Here is a 20,433-nt window from a genome sequence, read left to right on the forward strand (position 1 = left end):
GGGCGCCCCGCCGGCGAGTTCCCGGCGGGGCGCCCGTGCGCGCGCGGACGGTCAGGGGGCGGACGGGGTCAGCTGGAGGGTGGTGGTCGTGGCCGTTTCGCGCAGCACCTGGAGGCGGGTGCCCGTGTCCGGGACCTTGACGCCGACCTGGGGCAGGTCCGGGGTCCAGTAGGACGTGCGGTGGTCGTCGAAGACGGCGACGCCCGGGCGGGAGGGGACCGTCAGGGTGCTGCCGGTCCTGTGCAGGGTGACGCGGTCGGTGGGGCGAGTGGAGAAGGTCGCGTCGAACGTCTGGGCGCGGGCGTTCGCCAGGGTGCCGTCCGGGAAGCGGAGGGCTTCCGGGCGGGCGTCGACGGGCAGGATGAGGCCCGACCCCGGGTGCGCCTTGGTGGTGTTGTCGCTGTAGGCGGTGTCCCAGAGCCAGAGCAGCACGCCCTGCTGGTAGGGGTAGAACTCGACCCGGTTGTCCGTCGAGGTGAAGTTGTACGGGCCGGTGCGGAGATAGGAGCCGTAGCCCGTGTAGCGGCGGTTCTCCGCGAAGTAGGCGCGAGGGTGGGACTCCGTGCCCGTACGGCCTTCGGTGCGGGACCACTTGAGGGCGGTCCAGCCGTTCGCGCCGGCTTCCGCGCCGTCCGCGAAGAGGGTGCGGCCGTCGCCGTCCGCGGTGACCCGCAGGTCGTCGAAGGTGACGCCCCGGCCGTGCGTGTTGCCGTCCGAGGTGACGCGGAGGCGGAGCCGGTCGGTGTCGGCGGGCAGGGGGACCGAGAGGTCGGTCCAGCCGGCGGAGGTGCCGGAGACGCCCTTCGGGGGGACGGGCGTGCCGTTCACGGTGCCGGGCAGCGGGGTCCAGGTGGCGCCGCCGTCGGAGGAGCCTTCGACCGTCAGGAAGTCGAAGTCCTTCTCCGTGTCGTACCAGAGGCGGGCGGAGAGGGTCGCCGGGCGGTGCGAGAGGTCCACCGGGCGGGTGAGGGTGTTGTCCATGAGGTCACCGGTACCGCTCCACCACTGGCTCGTCCCCTCGTAGGGGTCGGTGAGGTCCGTGCGCGTGGTGGAGGGCGGGAGGTGCACCAGCAGGGCCTGGGGGTCCTGGGTGTGGTAGCCCGAGACGCCCAGCGTGGCGCGGGTCGTGCGGCCCGCGTCGGCCTCCGTGTAGTCGAGCCAGCCCAGCTGGAGCTTGCTCCACGGGTCCAGGTCGCCGGGGAACTGCCCCGTGGTGTTCGGGCCCTTGCCCAGGTAGGAGGCCGAGGACATCAGGGACCAGAAGTTGACGCCGTTGTCCCCGTCCGAGCTGTAGAGGTCGGGCAGGCCCAGGTCGTGGCCGAACTCGTGGGAGAAGAGGCCCGCCCCGCTGTTCTCGCCGCCGGTGAGGTAGTCGCCGGCCCAGATGCCGGTGTCCCCGACGGGGGTGCCGCCCGCCTTGTTGCCCTCCGGGCCCGCGGTGCCCGCCTGGTCCCAGTAGGCGAACCAGCGGTGCGCCCAGATGGCGTCCTTGCCCTGGTCCCCGCCGCCCCAGGTCTGGTCCTTGCCCGCGTGGACGACGACCAGGTGGTCGAGGTAGCCGTCGGGCTCGTTGAAGTTGCCGTCGTGGTCGGCGTCGTAGCGGTCCCACACGTCGTACTGGGCGAGCTCGGCCTTGACGTCCTGCGGGGTGCGGCCCTTGGCGAGCTGGGCGTCGTACCAGGCCTTGGTGGCGTCGCGGACCAGGTCCCAGTTGGTGCGGCACTGGCCGGTCTCGGTGCACTTGTCGGTACCGTAACGGGCTTCGTTGTAGGGCAGCTTGACCCAGTCGGTGACGGTGCCGTCCATGTCGTAGCGCCCGGAGGACTGGAGGTTGTAGTACGCCCGCATGGACGCCGCGCCGGGGTCGTCGGAGAAGAACTGCCGCTGGTAGAAGTCGCGGTCGAAGTCCTTGCGCCAGAGGGTGTGGTTGTCGTCCTTGGGCGGTTTGGCGATCGTGTTGTGCAGGGGGCCGGGGGTGCCGCCGAAGCGGGGGTCCGTCTGGTCGCCGAACTCGGCGAGGATGACGAAGACCTTGTCCTTGCGCTCCTGGGAGAGCTCGACGTACTGGTCGCCGATCCTGGCGGTCCGGGGGGCCGGCCCGGCCCGCCGCGACCCGGCGCCGCCCGCCGCGACGCCCTCCAGCGCCTGGCGGCGCAGGGCCTGGCGCCGGAGTTCGAGGGGGGCGGGCGGCGGGGCCGCCTCCTGTCCGGCCTGCGGGCCGGCGGGGGCCGGGGGCGGCGGGGCGGCCGCCTGGGCGGGCGTGGCGAGGAAGGCGAGAGCGGTGAGCGATATCGCCGCTCCCGCCGCGAGGAGTCTGCGCAACGGGGGTGACCTTTCCGGGAGTTCGGAGAGCGCAGGTAATATTTCACATGTCACAGGTGACGGCTAGAGTGTGTGCGCCGGGACCCGGTGGGGGGTGCGGTGCGGGAGCGGCCGGCCCGGCGTGAGCGCAGGGGCGGAGTCGGGAGAGCGGAGGGGGTCCGGGATGTCGCGCGGCGCGTGCGGGGTGCGCCGGGTGTGGAGTGTGTGGAACGGGTCCCGGCGGAGGGAGGTCCGGGGTGTCGCGCCGCGGGGCGGGGGTGCCCGGCGTGGAGTGCGCGGGCGGGGCCCGGGGAGCGGTGGGTGGTCCCAGGTGGCCTGGGGTGCGCGGTGGGGCCTTCGGGTGCCCGTTTCCTTCCGGGCGCCCCGTCGTTGAGCCTTCAGGGCCCGCCGCGGCCCACCGCAGCCGCACCGTACGAGGGGACCCCGCGCATGTGCCTCGACCCCGCCGGCCCGGTGATCCCCGCACAGGGCTACGCGACCCTCTCCTTCGACACCCTGGCGGAGCGCCTCGGCGCCACCGCCCCGGCCCCGCCCGCCGCAGGCGGCTGGCACCTGCCCTGGGACCGGCTCGCCCCGGCCGACGCCGAGCGTGTCCGCGGCCGGCTCCGGGCCGGGGAGTACGCGTTCGACACCTCCGGCGTCACCGGCGAGCCCGTCCGGCGCGTCCTCTCCGGCGAGCTGCTGCTGGCCGACGCCGCGCACGCCGCCCGCCTGCTGGCCCCGTACGCTCCCGAGGCCGTCGTCAGCTTCGTCCCGCCGCAGCACGCCTACGGCGCCTCGGCCACCGTGATGCTGCCCGCCCTGGCCGGGCTGCCGGTGTGGTTCTGGCCCGGCCCCGACTGCCCGCCGCCGCCCGTCACGGCCCGCCGGGTCGCCGTCGCCGCCATTCCGGCGGCCTTCCGGACCCTGGCCGGCCACCCCCGTTGGACCGCCTCCTTCGAGCGGCTCGTCCTCCTGCACGGCTCCGCCGAACTCCCGCCCGAGGCACGGCAGTTCCGCGAGCACCCCGGCGCCGCCCTGATCGAGCTGCTGGGCTCCACCGAGACGGGCGCCGTCGCGCACCGCACCGGCTGGGACCCGCACGCCCCGTGGACCCTCCTCGACGACGTCGCCTTCAGCGCCCCGAGCGTCGGCGCGGAGGGCCCGCTCACCGTCACCGGCCCGCGCCTGGCCTCCCTCCCCGACGGCGGCCGCCCCGACCACCACGAGATGGACGACCTGGTCCGCCGGCTCGGCGACCGGCTGTTCCTGCGCCTCGGCCGCCGCGCCCACCTGGTCAAGGTCAACGGGGTCCGCCGCGACCTGGGCGCCATCGCCGCCCGGCTGCGCGCCGCGCTCCCCGGCGCGGACGTCGCCTGCGTGCGCGCCGCCGGCCCGCCCGGCGGCGAGGCGTACGACGTCCTCGTCGCCGGGGGCGGCCCGCTGACGGCGGAGGGCGTACGGGCCGCCGCACGCGGCCTCGGCGCCGAGCCCCGGCGGGTGCGCCTGGTCGACCGGATCCCGCGCGGACCGCTCGGCAAACCCCTGGCCCTCCCCGAGGAGCCACCCGCATGACCTCCCGCGCCGCGGCCGCCCCCGCACCGCGACCCGTCGAAGGAGCCGCCCGATGAACCGGTCCCCGGACGAGGTCAAGACCGTCCCCCTCACGCCCGACGTGTACGCGTACCTGGTCGCCCAGGCCGAGCCCCGCACCGCCGTCCAGCAGCGGCTGGCCGAGCGGACCCGCGGGCTCGGCGCCGCCGCGGTCATGCAGGTCCCGCACGAGCAGGCCGTGTTCCTCACCCTGCTGGCCCGGATCACCGCCGCCCGCCGCATCATCGAGGTCGGCACCTTCACCGGCAGCTCCACCCTCGCCCTCGCCACCGGACTCGCCCCCGGCGGACGGGTCCTGACCTGTGACGTCTCCAAGGAGTGGACCGACATCGCCCAGGAGGCCTGGCGGGAGGCCGGGGTCGCGGAGCGGATCGAGCTGCGGCTCGCCCCCGCCCTGGACACCCTCCGCTCCCTGCCGCCCGACCCCGTGACCGACCTCGTCTTCCTCGACGCCGACAAGACCGGCTACCGCGCCTACTGGGAGGAACTGGTGCCGCGCGTCCGCCCCGGCGGCCTGCTCCTCGCCGACAACACGCTCTACGGGGGCGCGGCGGCCGACCCCGGGGCCGAGGGGAACGCGCTGGCCGTCCGCGAGTTCAACGCCCACGTACGGGCCGACGGGAGGGTGGAGTCCGTCCTGCTGCCGGTCGCCGACGGCCTCACCCTCGCCCGCAAACGCTGAACCGGCCCCTCCCGCCACCGACGGAACTCCGCGTTCCCCCTGCCGTCCCGCCCGTGCGGCGCTATCGTGCGGGCGGGCGAGGTCGCGAGGGGGAGGGCCGACGATGCGGTTTCTGTTCGTACACGGCACGGGGGTGCGGCGTGACCGGCACGACGCCCTCTTCGCACTGGTCCGCGAGCGGCTCACCGCCCGCTTCCCCGGCGCCGCCGTCGACTCCTGCTTCTGGGGCGAGCGGTTCGGGGCCGTCCTGGCCTCGGGCGGCCGCTCCGTCCCCGGCCTGAACGCCCCCGGGCGCGCGGACGCGGCGGACACCGAGACCGCCGAGTGGGGACTGCTGCTCGCCGACCCGCTGTGCGAGCTGCGCGTGCTCGCGGAGGCCGGCTGGGACACGGGCGGATCCGCGGAGGGGCCGGACGACGACCCGTTCGCCCCGCCCGGCGTACAGGCCGCCGGGACACGCGTCCTGGAGCTCCTGCACCGCCTGGCCGAAGCCCCGGACGATCCCCACGGCCGGCCCCACGAGCTCGGCGCCCTGCTGGACGGGACCGGCCTCGCCCCCGGCTTCCGCCCGGCCCTGGAGGCCGCCGCCGATTCCGCCGAGGCCGCCCGCGCCGGGGCCCGGGCCGCCGCCGAGCCGCAGGCCCGCGAACTGGCCGTCGCCCTCGCCCGCGCCGTCACCGCCGGGGCCCTCGCCACCGCCGGGGCCGACGCCGACTGCACCGCCGCCGAACGGGACCGGCTCGTCGAACTGCTCACCACCCGCCTGGGCGGCGACGCCCGCGTCCCCGGCGCCCGAGCGGCCGCCTTCCTCGGCCGGCTCGCCCTGCGGGTCTCCACGCAGCCGCTGCTCAACGCCCGGCGGGGCTCCCTCACCGTCGGCGCCACCCCCGCCCTCGGCGACATCCTGCGCTACCAGGCCCGGGGCACCGAGCTACGCGCGTTCCTGCACCAGCGGATCACCGCCGAGCCCGGCCCCACCGTCCTGATCGGCCACAGCCTCGGCGGGATCGCCCTGGTGGACCTCCTCGCCCTGGAGGCCGCCTCCGGCGGACCCGTGCCCGGTGCCGAACTGCTCGTCACCGTCGGCTCGCAGGCCCCGTACCTTCACGAAATCGGCGCCCTCACCGCCCTCCCGCCCGGCAGCTCCCTCCCGTACGGCTTCCCGCGCTGGCTCAATGTCTACGACCGGCAGGACGTGCTCTCCTACCTCGCCGGACCCGTCTTCCCCGGCGACCCGCGCGTCACCGACCACGAGGTCCGCAGCCGCCAGCCCTTCCCGGTCTCCCACAGCGCCTACTGGAAACAGCAGTCCCTCTACGAGCGCATCGAACGGGCGGTGGCCGAGGCGGGCATCGGGTGACCCACCCCGGAACCCGGGCCGACCCCGAACTCCAGCCCCTTCCCCTCGACTTACCCGCAGCCCTGACACCCCGGCGGACCTTCGCGCTCGTCGCCGGGGTCGAACGGTACGAGATCAGCCACCGCTGGAACCTGCGTGGCCCCGCCCGCGACGCCCTGCGCTTCGCCCACTGGCTGACCGGCCCCGGCGAGGTCCCGGCGGCCAACGTGCGGCTGCTGCTCTCCCCGCTCGACGACCCCGACCGGCTGGACTGGACTGCTTCCCCCGCCCTGGCCGAACTGAGACCGGCGTACCGGCCCGCCACCGAGGCGAACGCCAAGTCGGTCCTGCTCGAAGAACTCCCGCAGTGCGACGGCGACCTGCTGTGGATCTTCTGGGCCGGCCACGGCTACCTCGGCGGCGCCGGAGAGCTGATGCTGCCCTGCGCCGACGCCCGGCCCGGCCAGATCCGCCACCTCAACCTCGACTCGGCCCTGCGCTGGTGGAAGACGGACCTGGTCAAGAACCGCCGCTTCCCGCTCCAGGCCGCCCTGGTGGACGCCTGCCGGGTCGACGCCCCCCGCGACACCCGGTGGAACTTCGGCAGCACCGACTACGGCGGCGGCGCCACCGTCCCCGGACGGCGCCAGTTCCGGCTCTACGCCTCCCGCGAGGGCGAAGCCGCCCGGAACGACGCCGAGCGGGGCGCGGGCCGCTTCACCGAGGCGCTGCTCGGCGAACTCGGCGGCCGCTCCGTCCGCGAGGGCGTCACCGGCCTCCCGCAGGCCGCCCGCCGGATCCACCGGACCTTCCAGGACCTGCGCGCCCGCGGCGAGGGCTGGCAGTTGCCCCAGTTCCTCGTCGACCGGGACTGGGACGCGAGCTCCTTCCTCGACGACGGACCCTCCGGGCCGGTGCCGCCGCGGGCCGCCCGCCTCGACCAGACCGGCTGGGACGGCCTCGGCGACCTGTTCGAGGGCCGCGGCCTGCCGCGCTGCGCCTACGAGGCCTACGCCTGGGCGTTCAAGGAGGCCGGCTGCGCCACCCCCGTCCACCACGGACTGCCCGCCGACACCCTCCTCGACGTGGTCGCGGACCTCGACGAGCGCCAGGGCGGCCGCACCGGCATGCCCCTGGCCGTGCCCTTCGTGCACTATCTCGCCGACCGGGCCGCCCGCCCCCGCGGCGCCGCCGGCGGCCTGGGCGACCCCGACTGGTCGGGCCGGCTCGCCGAGTGGGTCCGCGCCACCCGCGCACGCCTCGCCCTGCCCGTGCTGCGCCCGCCGGCCGCTCCCGCCCGCCGGACCGCGCTGCACGTCCGCCTGGAGTCCCCGCCCGGCGGCGAGGACGGCCTGCTCGCCCGGATGTGGCTGCGCGGCGAACACACCCGCCACATCTGGGAGTCGGAGGGCAGCCCGGTCGCGCCGGCCGCCGTACGGGCCGAACTCGTGCGCCGGCTCGCCCTGCTCGCGGCCGGGCCGACGGCGGACGGCGGAGCCGGACAGCCCTACGAGAGCGTCGAGCGGATCGAGTTCCACGTGCCGTACGAGATGCTGGAGACGGACTTCGACCAGTGGCCCGTGCCCCGCGGACCGGCGGGGCGGACCCGCCCCCTCGGCATGCTCTACGAGGTGGTGGTGCGCTGCCCGCAGGAACGCGAGGACACCCGCACGGCCTGGCACGCCAAGTGGCGCTGGATGCACGCCCACGGCGGCCGCCACCCGGACACCGTACGGGTCGTCGAGGACCCGGAGGTCACCGACGCCCTCGGGGTGCAGCTGGGGGCCCGCACCGGCCCCGCCTGCGTCCTCGGCCATGCCTCGGCGGCCCGGACGGAGGCCCTGCTGGAGGCGGTCCTCGAAGGAGGGGTGCCCGCCGCCGTCTGGCAGCGTGGCGGCGGAGCCCCGGCCGGCGGTCTGCCCGCGCGCCTCTCCCCGGAGGCGCTCCCCGGCGCACCGGCGGTGCTCGGGCTGCCCGCCCGCGTGACCGAAGCGCGCCGGGCGGCCGCCGGGGGCGCGGCCGAAGGGGCAGACCGGCTGGTGCTGTTGTGGGACGATCCCGACGACACGATCGACCTCCGCTCCCTGGCCTGACCCCCGCCCGTTCGGCCCGAACGGCCGTACCGACCGCACGACCTGACGCGACGATGGAGGCAGAGGCAGTGGCGAAGGACTGGTGGCTGTACCAGGGCGCTGGACCGGGCGAGGAGCGCCGCGCCCGGATGGAAGCCGGATCGCCGCCGCCCTGGCGGGACTTCACCGGGGACCCCGACCCGGCCTACGGGCCGCCCGGCTGCGCGGGCGAGGCCTGGGAGCGCACCCGGCGGCGCGGGGAGGGCTACGTTCCCGACGAACCCGAGAAGGACGTCGTCAACACCGCCCTCCACCTGCGCCGGCCCCTGCTCATCACCGGCAAGCCCGGCGTCGGCAAGTCCACCCTCGCCTACAGCATCGCCGCCGACCTCGCCCTGGGCCCCGTACTGCACTGGCCCATCACCAGCCGCACCGTCCTGCGCGACGGCCTCTACCTCTACGACGCCATCGGCCGCCTCCAGGAGGCCGGACTCGAACAGGTCCGCCTCCCCGGCACCCCGGCCACGGGCACCCCGGCCGCGCCTTCCATCGCCCGCTACCTGCGCCTCGGCCCGCTCGGCACCGCCCTGCTGCCGCAGCCCAGGCCCCGCGTCCTGCTCATCGACGAGATCGACAAGAGCGACATCGACCTGCCCGGAGACCTCCTCACCGTCTTCGAGGACGGCGGGTTCGTCATCCCCGAACTCGCCCGCCTCGCCAAGGAGGAGCCGACCGTCGCCATCGGCACCGACGACGACCCCGACGCCGGCGTCGCCGTCACCCAGGGCCGGGTGCAGTGCCGCTATTTCCCGGTGGTCGTCCTCACCAGCAACGGCGAACGCGACTTCCCGCCCGCCTTCCTGCGCCGCTGCGTCCGCCTGCACCTGGACGCACCCGGCCCCGAGAAACTCGCGCGCATCGTGCGCGGACGGCTCGGCGTCGACATCACCGGCGCCGACGGGGCCGAGTACCGGGACCTCGTCCGGAGCTTCCTCGAACGCGCCGAGGACGGCGACCTGGCCACCGACCAGCTCCTCAACGCCATCCAACTGCGCCTGGCGGGAGCCTGGTCGGCGCCCGACGACCGCGACCGCTTCCTCGCCACCGTCATGCAGCACCTGACCGGGCCCACCGCGTGATCGAGAGGCTCCTCGCCGCCTTCGCCGAAGGCGCCGAGGACGGCGCCGCCCCGCGCACCGCCGTCGGCGCCGAGGAGATCGCCGACATCCTGTGGCTCGCCGCACGCGTCGACCCCGCCGCCGCCCGCACCCGTACGCCCGCCCCCGCGTCCGACGACGCCTCGGCCTCCCCGCCCGCGCCCGCCCCGCCCGACGCCGCCCCCGGACCGGTTCCCGCCCCCGGCGCCGACGCCGCCCAGCTCTTCCCCGCCACCGCCCGTCCCGGCCCCGCCGCCGGGCCTCCCGGCGGCCGTCGCGGCCGGCGCGGCGTACCCCTGCGCCTGCCGCGCACCGCCTCCCTCGACGACCCGCTCGGCCTGATGCGTTCCCTGCGGCCCGTCGGCCGCCGCTCCATCGGCGGCCCCGGAGAGGAACTCGACGAGCAGCTCACCGTGGAGCGCAGCATCGAGGCCATGGTCCCCACCCCGGTGCTGCGCCCCTCCGAGAGCCGCTGGCTGGACCTGGCCCTCGTCGTCGACAGCCACCCCTCGATGCTGCTGTGGGCCGACCTGGTCGCCGAACTGCGCGGGGTCCTCACCCGCAGCGGCGTCTTCCGCGACGTACGCGCCTGGCAGCTGACCGGAACGGGCCGCGGCGGCACCCCGCGGTTGGCCCGGGGCCCCGGCACCGCACCCCGCAACCCCCTCGAACTCGCCGACCCGGCCGGCCGGCGGCTGATCCTCGTCGTCTCCGACACCGTCGCCGGCGGCTGGCAGGAGGGCCCGCTGCGTGCGGTCCTGCGCCACTGGAGCAGCCACAACGCCGTGGCCGTGCTGAACGTCCTGCCCGAACGGCTGTGGACCCGCGGCGCCGTACGGCCCGTGCCCTTCGCCGTCCGCTCCGACCGGCCCGCCGCCGCCACCCGCTCCTGGCAGCGGGTGCCGGCCGCCCGGCGGGCGCGCGGCGGCGGCCCCGTCGTCCCCGTCGTCGGCCTCGCCTCCGGCAGTCTGGCCCGCCTGGTCCGGGTGGTGTCCGGTGACGGGCGCTGGCGCCGCCTGGCCTGCCTGCGGCTGGACGCGGCCGCGCCGCCGCCCCCGCGGCCGGCCGGCCCGCCGCGCCGGGCCGCCGACCCGATGGAGCTGGTGGAGCGCTTCCGCGCCGGTGCCTCCCCGACCGCCCAGCAGCTGGCCGCGCACCTGGCCGCCGTACCGCTGACCCTGCCCGTGATGACCCTCGTGCGCCGCTCCCTGCTGCGCGGCTCCGAGCACGGCCACCTGGCGGAGGTGGCACTCGGCGGGCTCTTCGCCCCCTGGGACGCGCAGCAGCGTCCGGAGGAGGCCGAGTTCGAGTTCCTGCCGGGCGTACGGGACGTGCTGCTGGGCTCCCAGCTGCGCGGGGACGTGGCGGCGGTACGGGAACTGGTGCGCCGCCGGGTCTGGGAGTTCATGTCACGCCACCGGGGCACCGGCCCCGATTTCTCGGCGACCCGGGTCACCACGGGGCAGGAGGGCCGGCGCCTGGTCCCGGACGAGGCCCTCCCGTTCGCCGAGCGGGGGGCCGACGGGCCCGCCGACGGGAAACGGGGGCCGGACGGGGCAGCCGTCGGCGGGGACCCGGACCCGGGGGAGGAGCAGGCCGGCGGGAAGCCGGACCCGGGGCAGGAGCAGGCCGGCGGTCGGCGTGAGCCCGCCGGGCGGGGCGCGGCCTCCGACGGGGGGCCGGCGAGCCGGGTGGTCCGGGTCCGCTTCGAACCGCTGGCGGAGCCCGCCGCGGTGGGGACCCTGCTCGCGCCGCGGCTGGTGCTCACCGTGGGGGACGTGCCGCGACCGGGGGAGGCGCTCGCCTGGATCCGGTCGGGCGGCAGGGAGGTCCCCTGCAGACCGGTGTGGTGGGACAACGCGAGCCCGCCCGTCCTGCTGCTGGAGAGCGAGGAGGACCTGGCCGGGGACGCGGAGTTCGCCCCGCAGCTGTGGGGGACGCGCCCGGCGGGCGCCGAGGCGCGCCTGCGCGTCGACGGGGTCACGGACGGCGGGCTGCCGGCGCCGCTGACCGGATCCCTGGTCCGCGACGGCGGAGCGGCCAACGGGGAACTCGTCCGTCTCTCCGCCGAACCGGAGGGCTGGACCCACTTCGTCGGCGCCCCCGTCTCCTACGAGGGCTGGCTGCTGGGGGTGGTGCACACCGTCCGGCCCGACCGCCTCGTGTTCCTGTCGGGCGCGGCCCTGCTGGACCAGGTCGCCTTCCGCTCGGTCCTGGACTCCCACCCGCGGGCCTCCGGGTACCGGACGGGCTTCCAGGGCCCGTGGGTGACCGTCGGCGTACGGATGGGCGGGGCGGCGCCGCGCGGCGGCCGGGGCGAACCGGGGCTGCGGCGGCTGCTGTCGCGGCTGACCGCGGACGCCTCCGTCGACGCGGAGCTGGGGGAGGGCCCGCCGGGACCGGACCCGCGGACGGCGTACCTGCTGCTGGATCCGCCGGGCAGCCTCGGCCAGGGCGGGCGGCTGCTCGCCGCCCTGCCCGGGGTCCTGGCCGCCGACGCCCAGCGGGTGCCGGAGGGCACGCAGCCCGCGTTCGCCGTGGTCCTCGGGACCCGGAACGCCGGGACCCTCCCGGGCGACACGGAGGGGCTGCTCCTGCACGACCTCGTCACCGCCCACCTGGGGGAGGCCGGTCCGGGACACGGCGCGCGCCTCCTGCTCGCCCTGACCCGCCCGCTGTACGAGGAGCTCGGCCGGCTGCTCGGCCCGGCCGCCCTGCGCGACCTCGTCCCGCTCGGCGCCGAAGGCGACGCCGGGGGGTGGGCCTACCGGGGCAGCCCCGGGCAGCTGGCCGAGCTGCTGACGGAGGCCGAGGAATCCACGCGGGGGGCGGCGGTCGCCTGGCTGCGCTGCCGCGCCGGCTCCTCGGACGACGAACCGCGGGGCTGCCCGGGCATCCGTCTGGCGGGCCGCCACGCCTGCCTGGCCCATCTGCCGCCCGGGGAGCAGGAGGAGGTGCTGGCCGCTCTGGCCCCCGGCGCACCGCTCGACTTCCGGGGGGTGCCGTTCGGTCCGGGCCTGCTGCGGCGGGTCCTCGACGCGGTACGCGAGCCGGGGACGAGGCGGCTCGCCCTGGGCGCGGTGACCTTCGAGGACGCGCGCTTCGAGGAGGGATGGGAGGAGGCGGAGACCGTCTTCACCGCAGAGGCCGACTTCTCCCGGGCCGTGTTCGAGGGACCGGCGGACTTCACCCGGGCCGCGTTCCGGGGAAGAGCGTCCTTCGAAGGCTCGTCCTTCCACGGGGACGCGCGGTTCACGATCGCCGAGTTCGGCGGGCCGGCGGACTTCCGGCGCGCGGTCTTCACCGGGCGGGCGGACTTCGAAGGGGCGACCTGGGCGGCCGATGTCTCCTTCAGACGCGCCCTCCTGCGGTGGGGAGCCTCTCTGGCCGGGGCCTCGGTGGACGGAGCGTTCGACTTCCGCGACGCCGCCTGCCAGGGCCCGACCGACTTCAGCCGGGCCTTCTTCGCCGGGCAGGTGTCCTGCGAACACGCGGTGTGGGAAGGCGAGTTGTGGGTGTCCGGCGTACGGTTTCTGGCCCCGGCGGCCTTCGACCTGGCCGTGTGCCGGGGGCAGGCGCTCTTCCGGGAGACCTCCTTCGAGGCGCGGACCTCCTTCGCGGGCGCCCGGTTCGAGGGGGGAGCGGAGTTCACCGACACCGACTTCGCGCGGCCGGTGGACTTCGCCCGGGTCCTGTTCACCGGCGAGGCCCGCTGGGAGAAGGTCGGTTGCCTCGACGGGGCCTCCTTCGACCGCGCGGTCTTCTCGGGCCCCCTGCACTGCGCGGACATGACGGTGGGCGGCGCGGGGGCCGACTTCACGGGAGCTCGGTTCCAGGGGTCCGTGCACTTCCTGCGCGCCACGTTCGCGACCGACACGGGATTCGACGGGGCCTCCTTCGACGGCACCGTCTCCGTCGAGGACTCGGTCTTCCGGGCCGGACCGGCCTTCCCCGGCGCGGCCTTCCACGGCCGGGCCGAGTTCACCGGCGTCGAGCTCACCGGACCACCCTCCCTGCCGGACGGCTGGGCGGCGAACCGATCGGACGCGGGACTGTGGCACATCACCTCCCCGCACCCCGCCCACCCCCCGGAGGGCTCCTCCCCCGACGGCCGATGAGGCATCCTGGCGCCACAATCACCCCGCCCGCCACAGGAGTTGTCCGTGACCACGCCGCGCCACGTCCCCTTCACCCGCCTCCACAACTTCCGCGACCTCGGCGGCTACCGCTGCGCCGACGGCCGCACCACCGCATGGGGCCGGCTCTACCGGGCCGACTCCCTCGGCAAGCTGGAGGGCGCCGCCGAGGACTGGGAGCGGTTCCTCGGCCTCGGCATCCGTACCGTCATCGACCTGCGCTACCCCTGGGAGATCGAGGCCAGGGGCCGGATACCCGAGCCGGAGCGCTTCACGTACGCCAACCTGAGCATCGAGCACCGCCCCTACGACCAGGCCGCGATCGACCCCTCCCTCGACCCGTGGCGCTACCTCGCCGACCGCTTCGCCGAAGTCGCCGAGGACGGGACCGAGGAGATCCGCGGGGCGATCGAGCTGATCGCCGACGGTCCCGGCCCCGCCGTCTTCCACTGCACCTCCGGCAAGGACCGCACCGGCCTCCTCGCCGCCCTCGTCCTGACCCTCCTCGGCGTGGACGAGGAGCAGGTCCTGGCGGACTTCGCGCTCACCGAGCTCGCCACCGAACGCCTGACCGCCGACTGGCGCGCCGGCCACCCGGACCGCACCCTGCTCTGGCCCTCCTACGGCCGCGCCCCGGCCACCGTCATGGCCCTGGTCCTCGCCGACCTGACCAGCCGTTACGGCTCCCCCTCCGGCTACCTCGCCGACACCGTCGGCATCACGCCCGCCACCACGGCCCGGCTGCGCGAACGCCTCCTCGTCTGAGGCGGCCCGGGCCCGCGGGAAAATACGGTGCCGTGCCCGGAGCGCCCTGCCTACACTCGCCGTGCGCGCCGCCGAAACGGCCCGCGCGCCTCATGCCGTCGCACGAAGAGAAGGGGAGCAGGGCCATGCGTACGCACACCGCCGCCGCCCTCGTTCCCCCAGCCCGGTACGACGTGATCCCGGTGTCTCGCACCGCGCGGTAGCAGCTGCGCGGCTGTCACCGTACGCCCCCGACGTGTGCCCCTGAGCGGGCATCCGCCGATCGCCCCTGACCCGGTGTCAGGAGCGAACCCGCCACGCGGGGGAATCGCGCCGCCCTCTTCACCCGTTCCACGGCATCCGAAAGGCCCCGGGCCATGCGCACCCGTACCCACGCCCACACCGACACCCACGCCAACCCGCTCACCGCCGTCCGCAACCTGGGCATCCTCGCCCACGTCGACGCCGGCAAGACCACCGTCACCGAACGGATCCTCTTCGCCACCGGCACCATCCACAAGCGCGGCGAGGTCCACGACGGGACGACCGTCACCGACTTCGACGCCCAGGAACGGGCCCGCGGCATCACCATCTTCGCCGCCGCCGTCAGCTGTTCCTGGGCCGGCCACCGGGTCAACCTGATCGACACACCGGGGCACGTCGACTTCGCCGACGAGGTCGAGCGCTCCCTGCGGGTCCTCGACGGAGCCGTCGCGGTGTTCGACGCCGTCGCCGGTGTCGAACCGCAGAGCGAGTCGGTGTGGCGACAGGCGGACCGGCACGGCGTGCCGCGGATCGCGTTCGTCAACAAGCTGGACCGGGCCGGCGCCGACCTCGACGCGGCGGTGGCCTCGATCCGCGACCGGCTCGGCACCGTCCCCCTGGTGGTCCAGCTGCCCGTCGGCCGCGAGGACGCCTTCACCGGTGTCGTCGACCTCCTCGGCATGCGCGCCCTGCTCTGGGGCACGGGCTCGGGCGCGGACTCGTACGAGAGCGCGCCCGTCCCCGAACCGCTGCTGGAGGAGGCGCTGAAGCGCCGCAGGGCCCTGGAGGAGACGGTGGCCGAACTCCACGCCGAGGCCCTGGAGGAGTTCTGCGCCGAGGGCTCCCTCACCGAGGGCACGCTGGCGCGTGCCCTGCGCGAGCTGACCCTCGCCGGGGACGGCGTGGTGGTGCTGTGCGGGTCGGCGTACCGCAACCGCGGGATCGAGCCGCTGCTGGACGCCGTCGTGGCCTACCTGCCGTCGCCGGCGGACATGCCGGCGGTGGGGGGCCGTTCCGCCGATCCGGCGGAGCCGCTGGCGGCCCTCGCCTTCAAGGTGACGGCGACCGCGACCGGGCGGCTGACGTACGTGCGCCTCTACGCGGGCACCCTGCGCAGGGGTGACACCGTACTGGACCCCGGTACGGGCAGGACGGAACGGATCGGGCGGATCCTGCGGGTGCAGGCCGACCGGCACGAGGAGCGGGAGGAGGCGGTGGCCGGTGACATCGTCGCCGTGGTCGGGCCCAAGGCGGCCCGGGCCGGCACCACGCTGTGCGCGCCGGGGGCGCCGCTGCTCCTCGAACCGCCGACCGTGGCCGACCCGGTGGTGTCGGTGGCGGTCGAGGCGGGCCGGAGCACCGACACCGGCCGGCTCGCGGCCGCGCTGGCCCGGATCGCCGAGGAGGACCCCTCGCTGGTGGTCCGTACCGACGCGGAGACCGGGCAGACGGTGCTGTCGGGGCTGGGCGAGCTCCATCTGGAGGTCGCGGTGGAGAAGGTCCGCCGGGACCAGGGGGTGGAGGTCGTCGTGGGCCGGCCCCGGGTGTCCTACCGGGAGACGGTGGTGCGCGGGGTCGCCGGGCTGGTGTACCGGCACGTCAAGCAGGACGGCGGTGCGGGCCAGTTCGCCCATGTGGTGATCGACGTCGAGCCGCTGGGCGAACCCGGTTTCGCCTTCCGTTCGGCCGTCGTCGGGGGCCGGGTCCCGCCGGAGTACGCGCGGGCCGTGGAGGCCGGCTGCCGGGACGCCCTCGCCGAGGGCCCCCTCGGCGGGTACCCGGTGACCGGGCTGCGGGTGACCCTGACCGACGGGGCGACCCACTCCAAGGACTCCTCGGAGCTCGCCTTCCGCGCGGCCGGCCGGTTCGCGCTGCGGGAGGCCCTGCGGGCGAGCGCGCTGGAGCTGCTGGAGCCGGTCGCGGAGGTCACCGTGACCGTCCCGGACGAGTCGGTCGGCGCGGTCCTCGGCGATCTCGCCGCCCGGCGGGGCCGGGTCACGGGCTCGGCGACCCGGGCCGGGACCGCGGCCGTGACGGCGACGGTGCCGCTGGCCGAACTGTTCGGCTACGCGTCCCGCCTGCGCGGCCGCACCCAGGGCCGGGGCACCTTCACCACCCGCCCGGCGGGCCTGGCCCCGGTTCCGGCGGCCGTGGCCTCGACCCTCCTGCCGGGCTAGCCCGCAGCCCCCGCCCCGCACGCCGGGGCGGGGGCCTGGCGGGGCCGGCGGGGGGCCTCCCCCGAAATATCTTGACGTCGAGATAGGTGAGGGGGCAGGCTGCCGTCTGGTATCTCGACATCGAGATACTTTCGGGCGGGGGAAGCGGAGACCGGCATGGGACGGCACGGCACCACGGGGCAGGACGAGGCCCACGGCCCGGGAGTCACCGGCACCCCGGCCGCCGGCCCGGAGGCGGCCCGGGTGCCGGACCCCGGCGCCGAGGGCGACGCCTCCGGCGGCGGGCTGATCGCCCAGCTGCGGCGGCCGCCCGGGGGGCGCGACGCGCGGATCATGCTGCTCGCCCAACTCCTCGACCGCACCGGAACCGGCGTCTGGGCGGCCTCCTCGGTCCTCTTCTTCACCTTCGTCGTCGGCCTCGACGCCGGACGCCTCGGCCTCATGCTCGGCGTCGGCGCCGTCGCGGGCATCGCGGGCTCCCCGATCGCGGGCCACCTCGCCGGCCGGTTCCCGGTACGCCCCCTCCTGATCGCCTGCCACCTGCTGCGGCTCGCCGCCCTCTGCGCGATGCTCGGCGTGAGCCGCTTCGAGCTGCTCCTGCCGCTCGTCGCCCTCACCCACCTCGGCGACCGGGCCGCCAAGACCCTCGAAATGCTCTTCGCCACCCGGGTGGCGGGCGAGCGCCGCGCCACCTACCAGGCCCTGTCGCGCAGCGCCGCCAACGCGGGCTACGCCGTCGGCGCGGGCCTCGCCGCGATCGGCCTCGCCGTCGGCACCCGGGGCGCCTACGAGGTCCTCATCCTCGGCAACGCCCTGTCCTTCCTGGTGGCCTCCGCGCTGGTGTGGCGCACGCGGGAACCTCGGGGCCACCGCCGCCTGGTCACCCCCGCCCGGCCGGCGGAGGGCGGTCCCCCCGCCGGCCGCAGGAGCCCGTGGCGGGACCGGGGCTACCTCCGCTTCGTCCTGCTGGACATGCCGCTCAACCTGGACGACTCGCTCCTCAACGTCGGCCTGCCGCTGTGGCTCGTCCACCACACCGACGCGCCGCACGCCGTCGTCCCGGCCTTCCTGGCCCTCAACACCGTGCTCGTCGTCGTCCTCCAGCTCGCCGTGTCGGCGAGGGTCCGCACCCCGCAGCAGGCGGCCTCGGCCGTCGCCTGGTACGGGTCGTTCCTGTTCGGCGCCTGCGCGCTGCTCGCGCTCACCCCCGCCCACGGCCCCTGGGCGGCCTCCGCCACCCTGCTCGGCGCGGCGGTCCTGGTCACCGCCGCGGAGCTGGTGCGGTCGGTGTGCTCCTGGGAGCTGGCCGTCTCCCTGGCGCCGCACGGGGCCAGGGCCTCCTACCTCGGGGTGGCCGGCATCTCCCCGTCCGCCCAGAAGGCCGTCGGGCCGCTGCTGCTGACCGGCGCCGTCATGGTCACGGGACCGGCCGGCTGGCTGGCGCTCGGCGCCGGTGTGGCGGGCGTGGCCCTGGTCCAGCGCCGGTCCGCGCGGCGCCGGCTGGACGCCGCCCTGACCGCTCCCGCGTGACCGGCGACGGTCCGGCGGACACCGGCGTGCGCCCGCGACCGCGGACGGACACCGGAGGTCCCGCGACCCCGCTCCGCACCGGTACGGCGATTGCGCCGCCACCGGGCGGGTAGCCGCCCCGTGAGGAGCCGTGTCGGCAGTGGGAGGACCCATGGCCCGCAGAGTGCACGAGGTGATGACCGGGAACCCGGTGACCGTCGGGAAGTCGACCACCCTGGCCGAGGCCGCGCGGGTGATGCGGGACGCCGACATCGGGGACGTACTCGTCGTCGACGGCGGCCGGCTCCGCGGCATCCTGACCGACCGGGACATCGTCGTCCGGGCCGTGGCCGACGACCGGGACCCCGCCGAGACGACCGTGCGGGCCGTCTGCACCACCGACCCCGTCACCGTCGGGCCCGACGACGGGGTCGACGCGGCCATCGCCCTCATGCGGCGCAGGGCCCTGCGCCGCCTGCCGGTGGTGACCGGGGACGGCGCCCTGGTCGGGGTGGTCAGCCTGGGCGACCTGGTCGTCGAACAGGACCCGGGGTCGGCGCTCGCGGCGATCGCGGCGGCCGGGCCCGGCAACGGGCACGGGAACGGGCCCGACAACGGGCGCGACAGCTGAGCGGCGCGCCCCCGGGCGCGGCACGAGCGGAGGAGGTGTCGCCATGAACGCGTACGTACCCCTGGTCTCGGTGGCGGACGGCGGGCTGCTGATCCCCGCCGACGAGGTCACCGCGCTGCTGCGCCGGCTCGCGGGCGGCTGGCTTCAGTCGGTGTACGACGAGGAGACGGACCTCGACCCGGGCACCACCCTCGGGCTGGCCGGCGTACTCGTGGAGCTGGCCGACCAGATCGACGCGGAGTGCATCGGCTTCATGCCGCTCGCGGACGGAGCGGACTGACGCCCCGGCGCACGCGGGAGGCGCGCCGGGGCGTCACGCGGGGAAGCGGCCGGATCAGACGATGCCCTCGGCGATGTCCGCCTGCTCGCGGGCCGTGCCGTAGGCGGACGGGGTGCCGTACGAGCGGCGGGCCGCGTACCACCAGACGCTCGCGAGCACCAGGACGACCGCCAGGGCGATCACCGCGTAGTTCATCGAGTCGATCGTCACCGGGGACTTCTGCGGCAGGCAGAACAGGACGGTGACCACGGCCACCCACACGACCGCCGTCCAGCCGATCGGACGGCTCCAGCGGCCCAGGTTCCACGGACCGGGCTCGAACCGGTCGCCGGCGCGCAGCCGCAGGTAGATCGGGATCGCGTACGCCGGGGTGATGCCGATGACGTTGATGGCCGTCACGGCACCGTACGCGGTGGCGGACCAGAGCGAGGGGAGGGCCAGGACACCGGCCACGACGACGGAGAGCCAGACGGCCGGGACCGGGGTCTGGGTGCGGCCGCTGACCTTGCGCCACAGGTCCGAGCCGGGGAGCGCGTTGTCACGGCTGAAGGCGAAGACCATCCGGCTCGCCGCGGCGACCTCGGCGTTGCCGCAGAAGAGCTGCGCCACGATGACCACGAGCAGCAGGGCCTTGGCGCCGCCCGCGCCCAGGGCGTCGAGGAAGATCTGGGCCGGCGGGACGCCGGTGGCGCTGCCCGCGACGGCCGCGTAGTCCTGGATGGCGAAGGTGAGCCCCGCGAGCAGCGCGAACCCGGCGAGCCAGGAGGCCCAGATGGAGCGGACGATGCCCTTGGCCGCGGAGACGGAGGCGTTGGAGGTCTCCTCCGAGAGGTGCGCGGAGGCGTCGTAGCCGGAGAAGGTGTACTGGGCGAGCAGCAGGCCGACGGCGGCCACGTAGAACGGGTTGGCCCAGCCGGTGTCGTTGACGAACTCGGTGAAGACGAACGAGACCGACTGGTGGTGGTCGGGAACGAAGGCCAGGGCGCCGACGATCAGCGCGACGCCGCCCAGGTGCCACCAGACGCTGACCGAGTTGAGCACGCTCACCAGGCGGACGCCGAAGAGGTTGAGCGCGGCGTGCAGCAGCAGGATCGCCAGGAAGATCAGGAAGGTCGAGCCGGGAGTGGGCACGAAACCGAACTGGAGGTTCAGGAAGGCGCCGGTGAACAGGGCCGCGCCGTAGTCGATGCCCGCGATGGCGCCGAGCAGCCCGAGCAGGTTCAGCCAGCCCGTGTACCAGCCCCAGCGGCGACCGCCGAGCCGGTCGGCCATGTAGTAGAGCGCGCCGGAGGTGGGGTAGGCGCTGGTCACCTCGGCCAGGGCGAGCCCCACGCACAGGACGAAGAGGCCCACGCCGGCCCAGCCCCACAGCATCACGGCCGGACCGCCGGTGCCCAGGCCGAAGCCGTACAGGGTCATGCAGCCGGAGAGCACGGATATGACCGAGAAGCTGATGGCGAAGTTTCCGAAGCCGCCCATCCGGCGGGCGAGGACAGGCTGGTAGCCGAGTTCCCTCAGCCGCTCCTC

13 protein-coding genes are annotated in these 20,433 nt (G+C 75.9%); 11 read left to right on the forward strand and 2 right to left on the reverse strand.

Features of this window, described 5'->3' with window-relative positions; genetic code table 11:
- Positions 1–51 precede the first annotated feature (51 nt).
- A complete protein-coding gene (locus WDV06_RS03840; RefSeq protein WP_395508164.1) occupies positions 52–2,322 on the reverse strand; it encodes an immune inhibitor A domain-containing protein in 2,271 nt (756 codons plus the stop codon).
- 429 nt (positions 2,323–2,751) lie between these two features.
- Between WDV06_RS03840 and WDV06_RS03845 the strand changes: the two genes are divergently transcribed.
- The 11 genes from WDV06_RS03845 (at position 2,752) to WDV06_RS03895 (ending at position 18,906) form a co-directional block, all read left to right on the forward strand.
- Positions 2,752–3,876 carry an AMP-binding protein gene (locus WDV06_RS03845; RefSeq protein ID WP_395508165.1) on the forward strand — a complete coding sequence of 375 codons (1,125 nt, stop codon included), beginning with the start codon at positions 2,752–2,754 and terminating at the stop codon, positions 3,874–3,876.
- 52 nt (positions 3,877–3,928) lie between these two features.
- Positions 3,929–4,597 (forward strand): O-methyltransferase, encoded by a 669-nt coding sequence (locus tag WDV06_RS03850; RefSeq protein ID WP_395508166.1) that lies wholly within the window; start codon positions 3,929–3,931, stop codon positions 4,595–4,597.
- Positions 4,598–4,700: 103 nt separating this feature from the next.
- The gene (locus WDV06_RS03855; protein ID WP_395508167.1) at positions 4,701–5,957 is read left to right on the forward strand and encodes an RBBP9/YdeN family alpha/beta hydrolase; all 1,257 of its coding nucleotides are present in this window, start codon (positions 4,701–4,703) and stop codon (positions 5,955–5,957) included.
- On the forward strand, positions 5,954–8,029 hold the full coding sequence (locus WDV06_RS03860) for a VMAP-C domain-containing protein (protein ID WP_395508168.1): 2,076 nt from the start codon (positions 5,954–5,956) through the stop codon (positions 8,027–8,029). Before WDV06_RS03855 ends, WDV06_RS03860 begins: the two co-directional genes overlap by 4 nt.
- Positions 8,030–8,082: 53 nt before the next feature.
- Entirely contained in the window at positions 8,083–9,147 is a 1,065-nt protein-coding gene (locus tag WDV06_RS03865; RefSeq protein ID WP_395508169.1) for an AAA family ATPase, read from the forward strand.
- Entirely contained in the window at positions 9,144–13,283 is a 4,140-nt protein-coding gene (locus tag WDV06_RS03870; RefSeq protein ID WP_395508170.1) for an SAV_2336 N-terminal domain-related protein, read from the forward strand. The genes WDV06_RS03865 and WDV06_RS03870 overlap by 4 nt, the downstream gene beginning before the upstream one ends.
- Before the next feature lie 45 nt (positions 13,284–13,328).
- Positions 13,329–14,066 carry a tyrosine-protein phosphatase gene (locus WDV06_RS03875; protein WP_395508171.1) on the forward strand — a complete coding sequence of 246 codons (738 nt, stop codon included), beginning with the start codon at positions 13,329–13,331 and terminating at the stop codon, positions 14,064–14,066.
- A gap of 356 nt (positions 14,067–14,422) precedes the next feature.
- Entirely contained in the window at positions 14,423–16,486 is a 2,064-nt protein-coding gene (gene fusA / locus WDV06_RS03880; RefSeq protein WP_395508172.1) for an elongation factor G, read from the forward strand.
- A 156-nt stretch (positions 16,487–16,642) separates the two neighbouring features.
- A complete protein-coding gene (locus WDV06_RS03885; RefSeq protein ID WP_395508173.1) occupies positions 16,643–18,016 on the forward strand; it encodes an MFS transporter in 1,374 nt (457 codons plus the stop codon).
- 151 nt (positions 18,017–18,167) lie between these two features.
- Complete coding sequence (locus tag WDV06_RS03890) at positions 18,168–18,626, forward strand: CBS domain-containing protein (RefSeq protein ID WP_395508174.1); 459 nt, start codon at positions 18,168–18,170, stop codon at positions 18,624–18,626.
- A 43-nt stretch (positions 18,627–18,669) separates the two neighbouring features.
- Entirely contained in the window at positions 18,670–18,906 is a 237-nt protein-coding gene (locus WDV06_RS03895; protein WP_395508175.1) for a DUF6213 family protein, read from the forward strand.
- Between the two features lie 54 nt (positions 18,907–18,960).
- Here the strand turns inward: WDV06_RS03895 and WDV06_RS03900 are convergent, their stop codons facing one another.
- A complete protein-coding gene (locus WDV06_RS03900) occupies positions 18,961–20,385 on the reverse strand; it encodes an amino acid permease (RefSeq protein ID WP_395508244.1) in 1,425 nt (474 codons plus the stop codon).
- Positions 20,386–20,433: the final 48 nt, after the last annotated feature.

The sequence above is a fragment of the Streptomyces racemochromogenes genome (assembly GCF_044129415.1).
GTDB classification, from domain to species: Bacteria; Actinomycetota; Actinomycetes; order Streptomycetales; family Streptomycetaceae; genus Streptomyces; species Streptomyces racemochromogenes_A.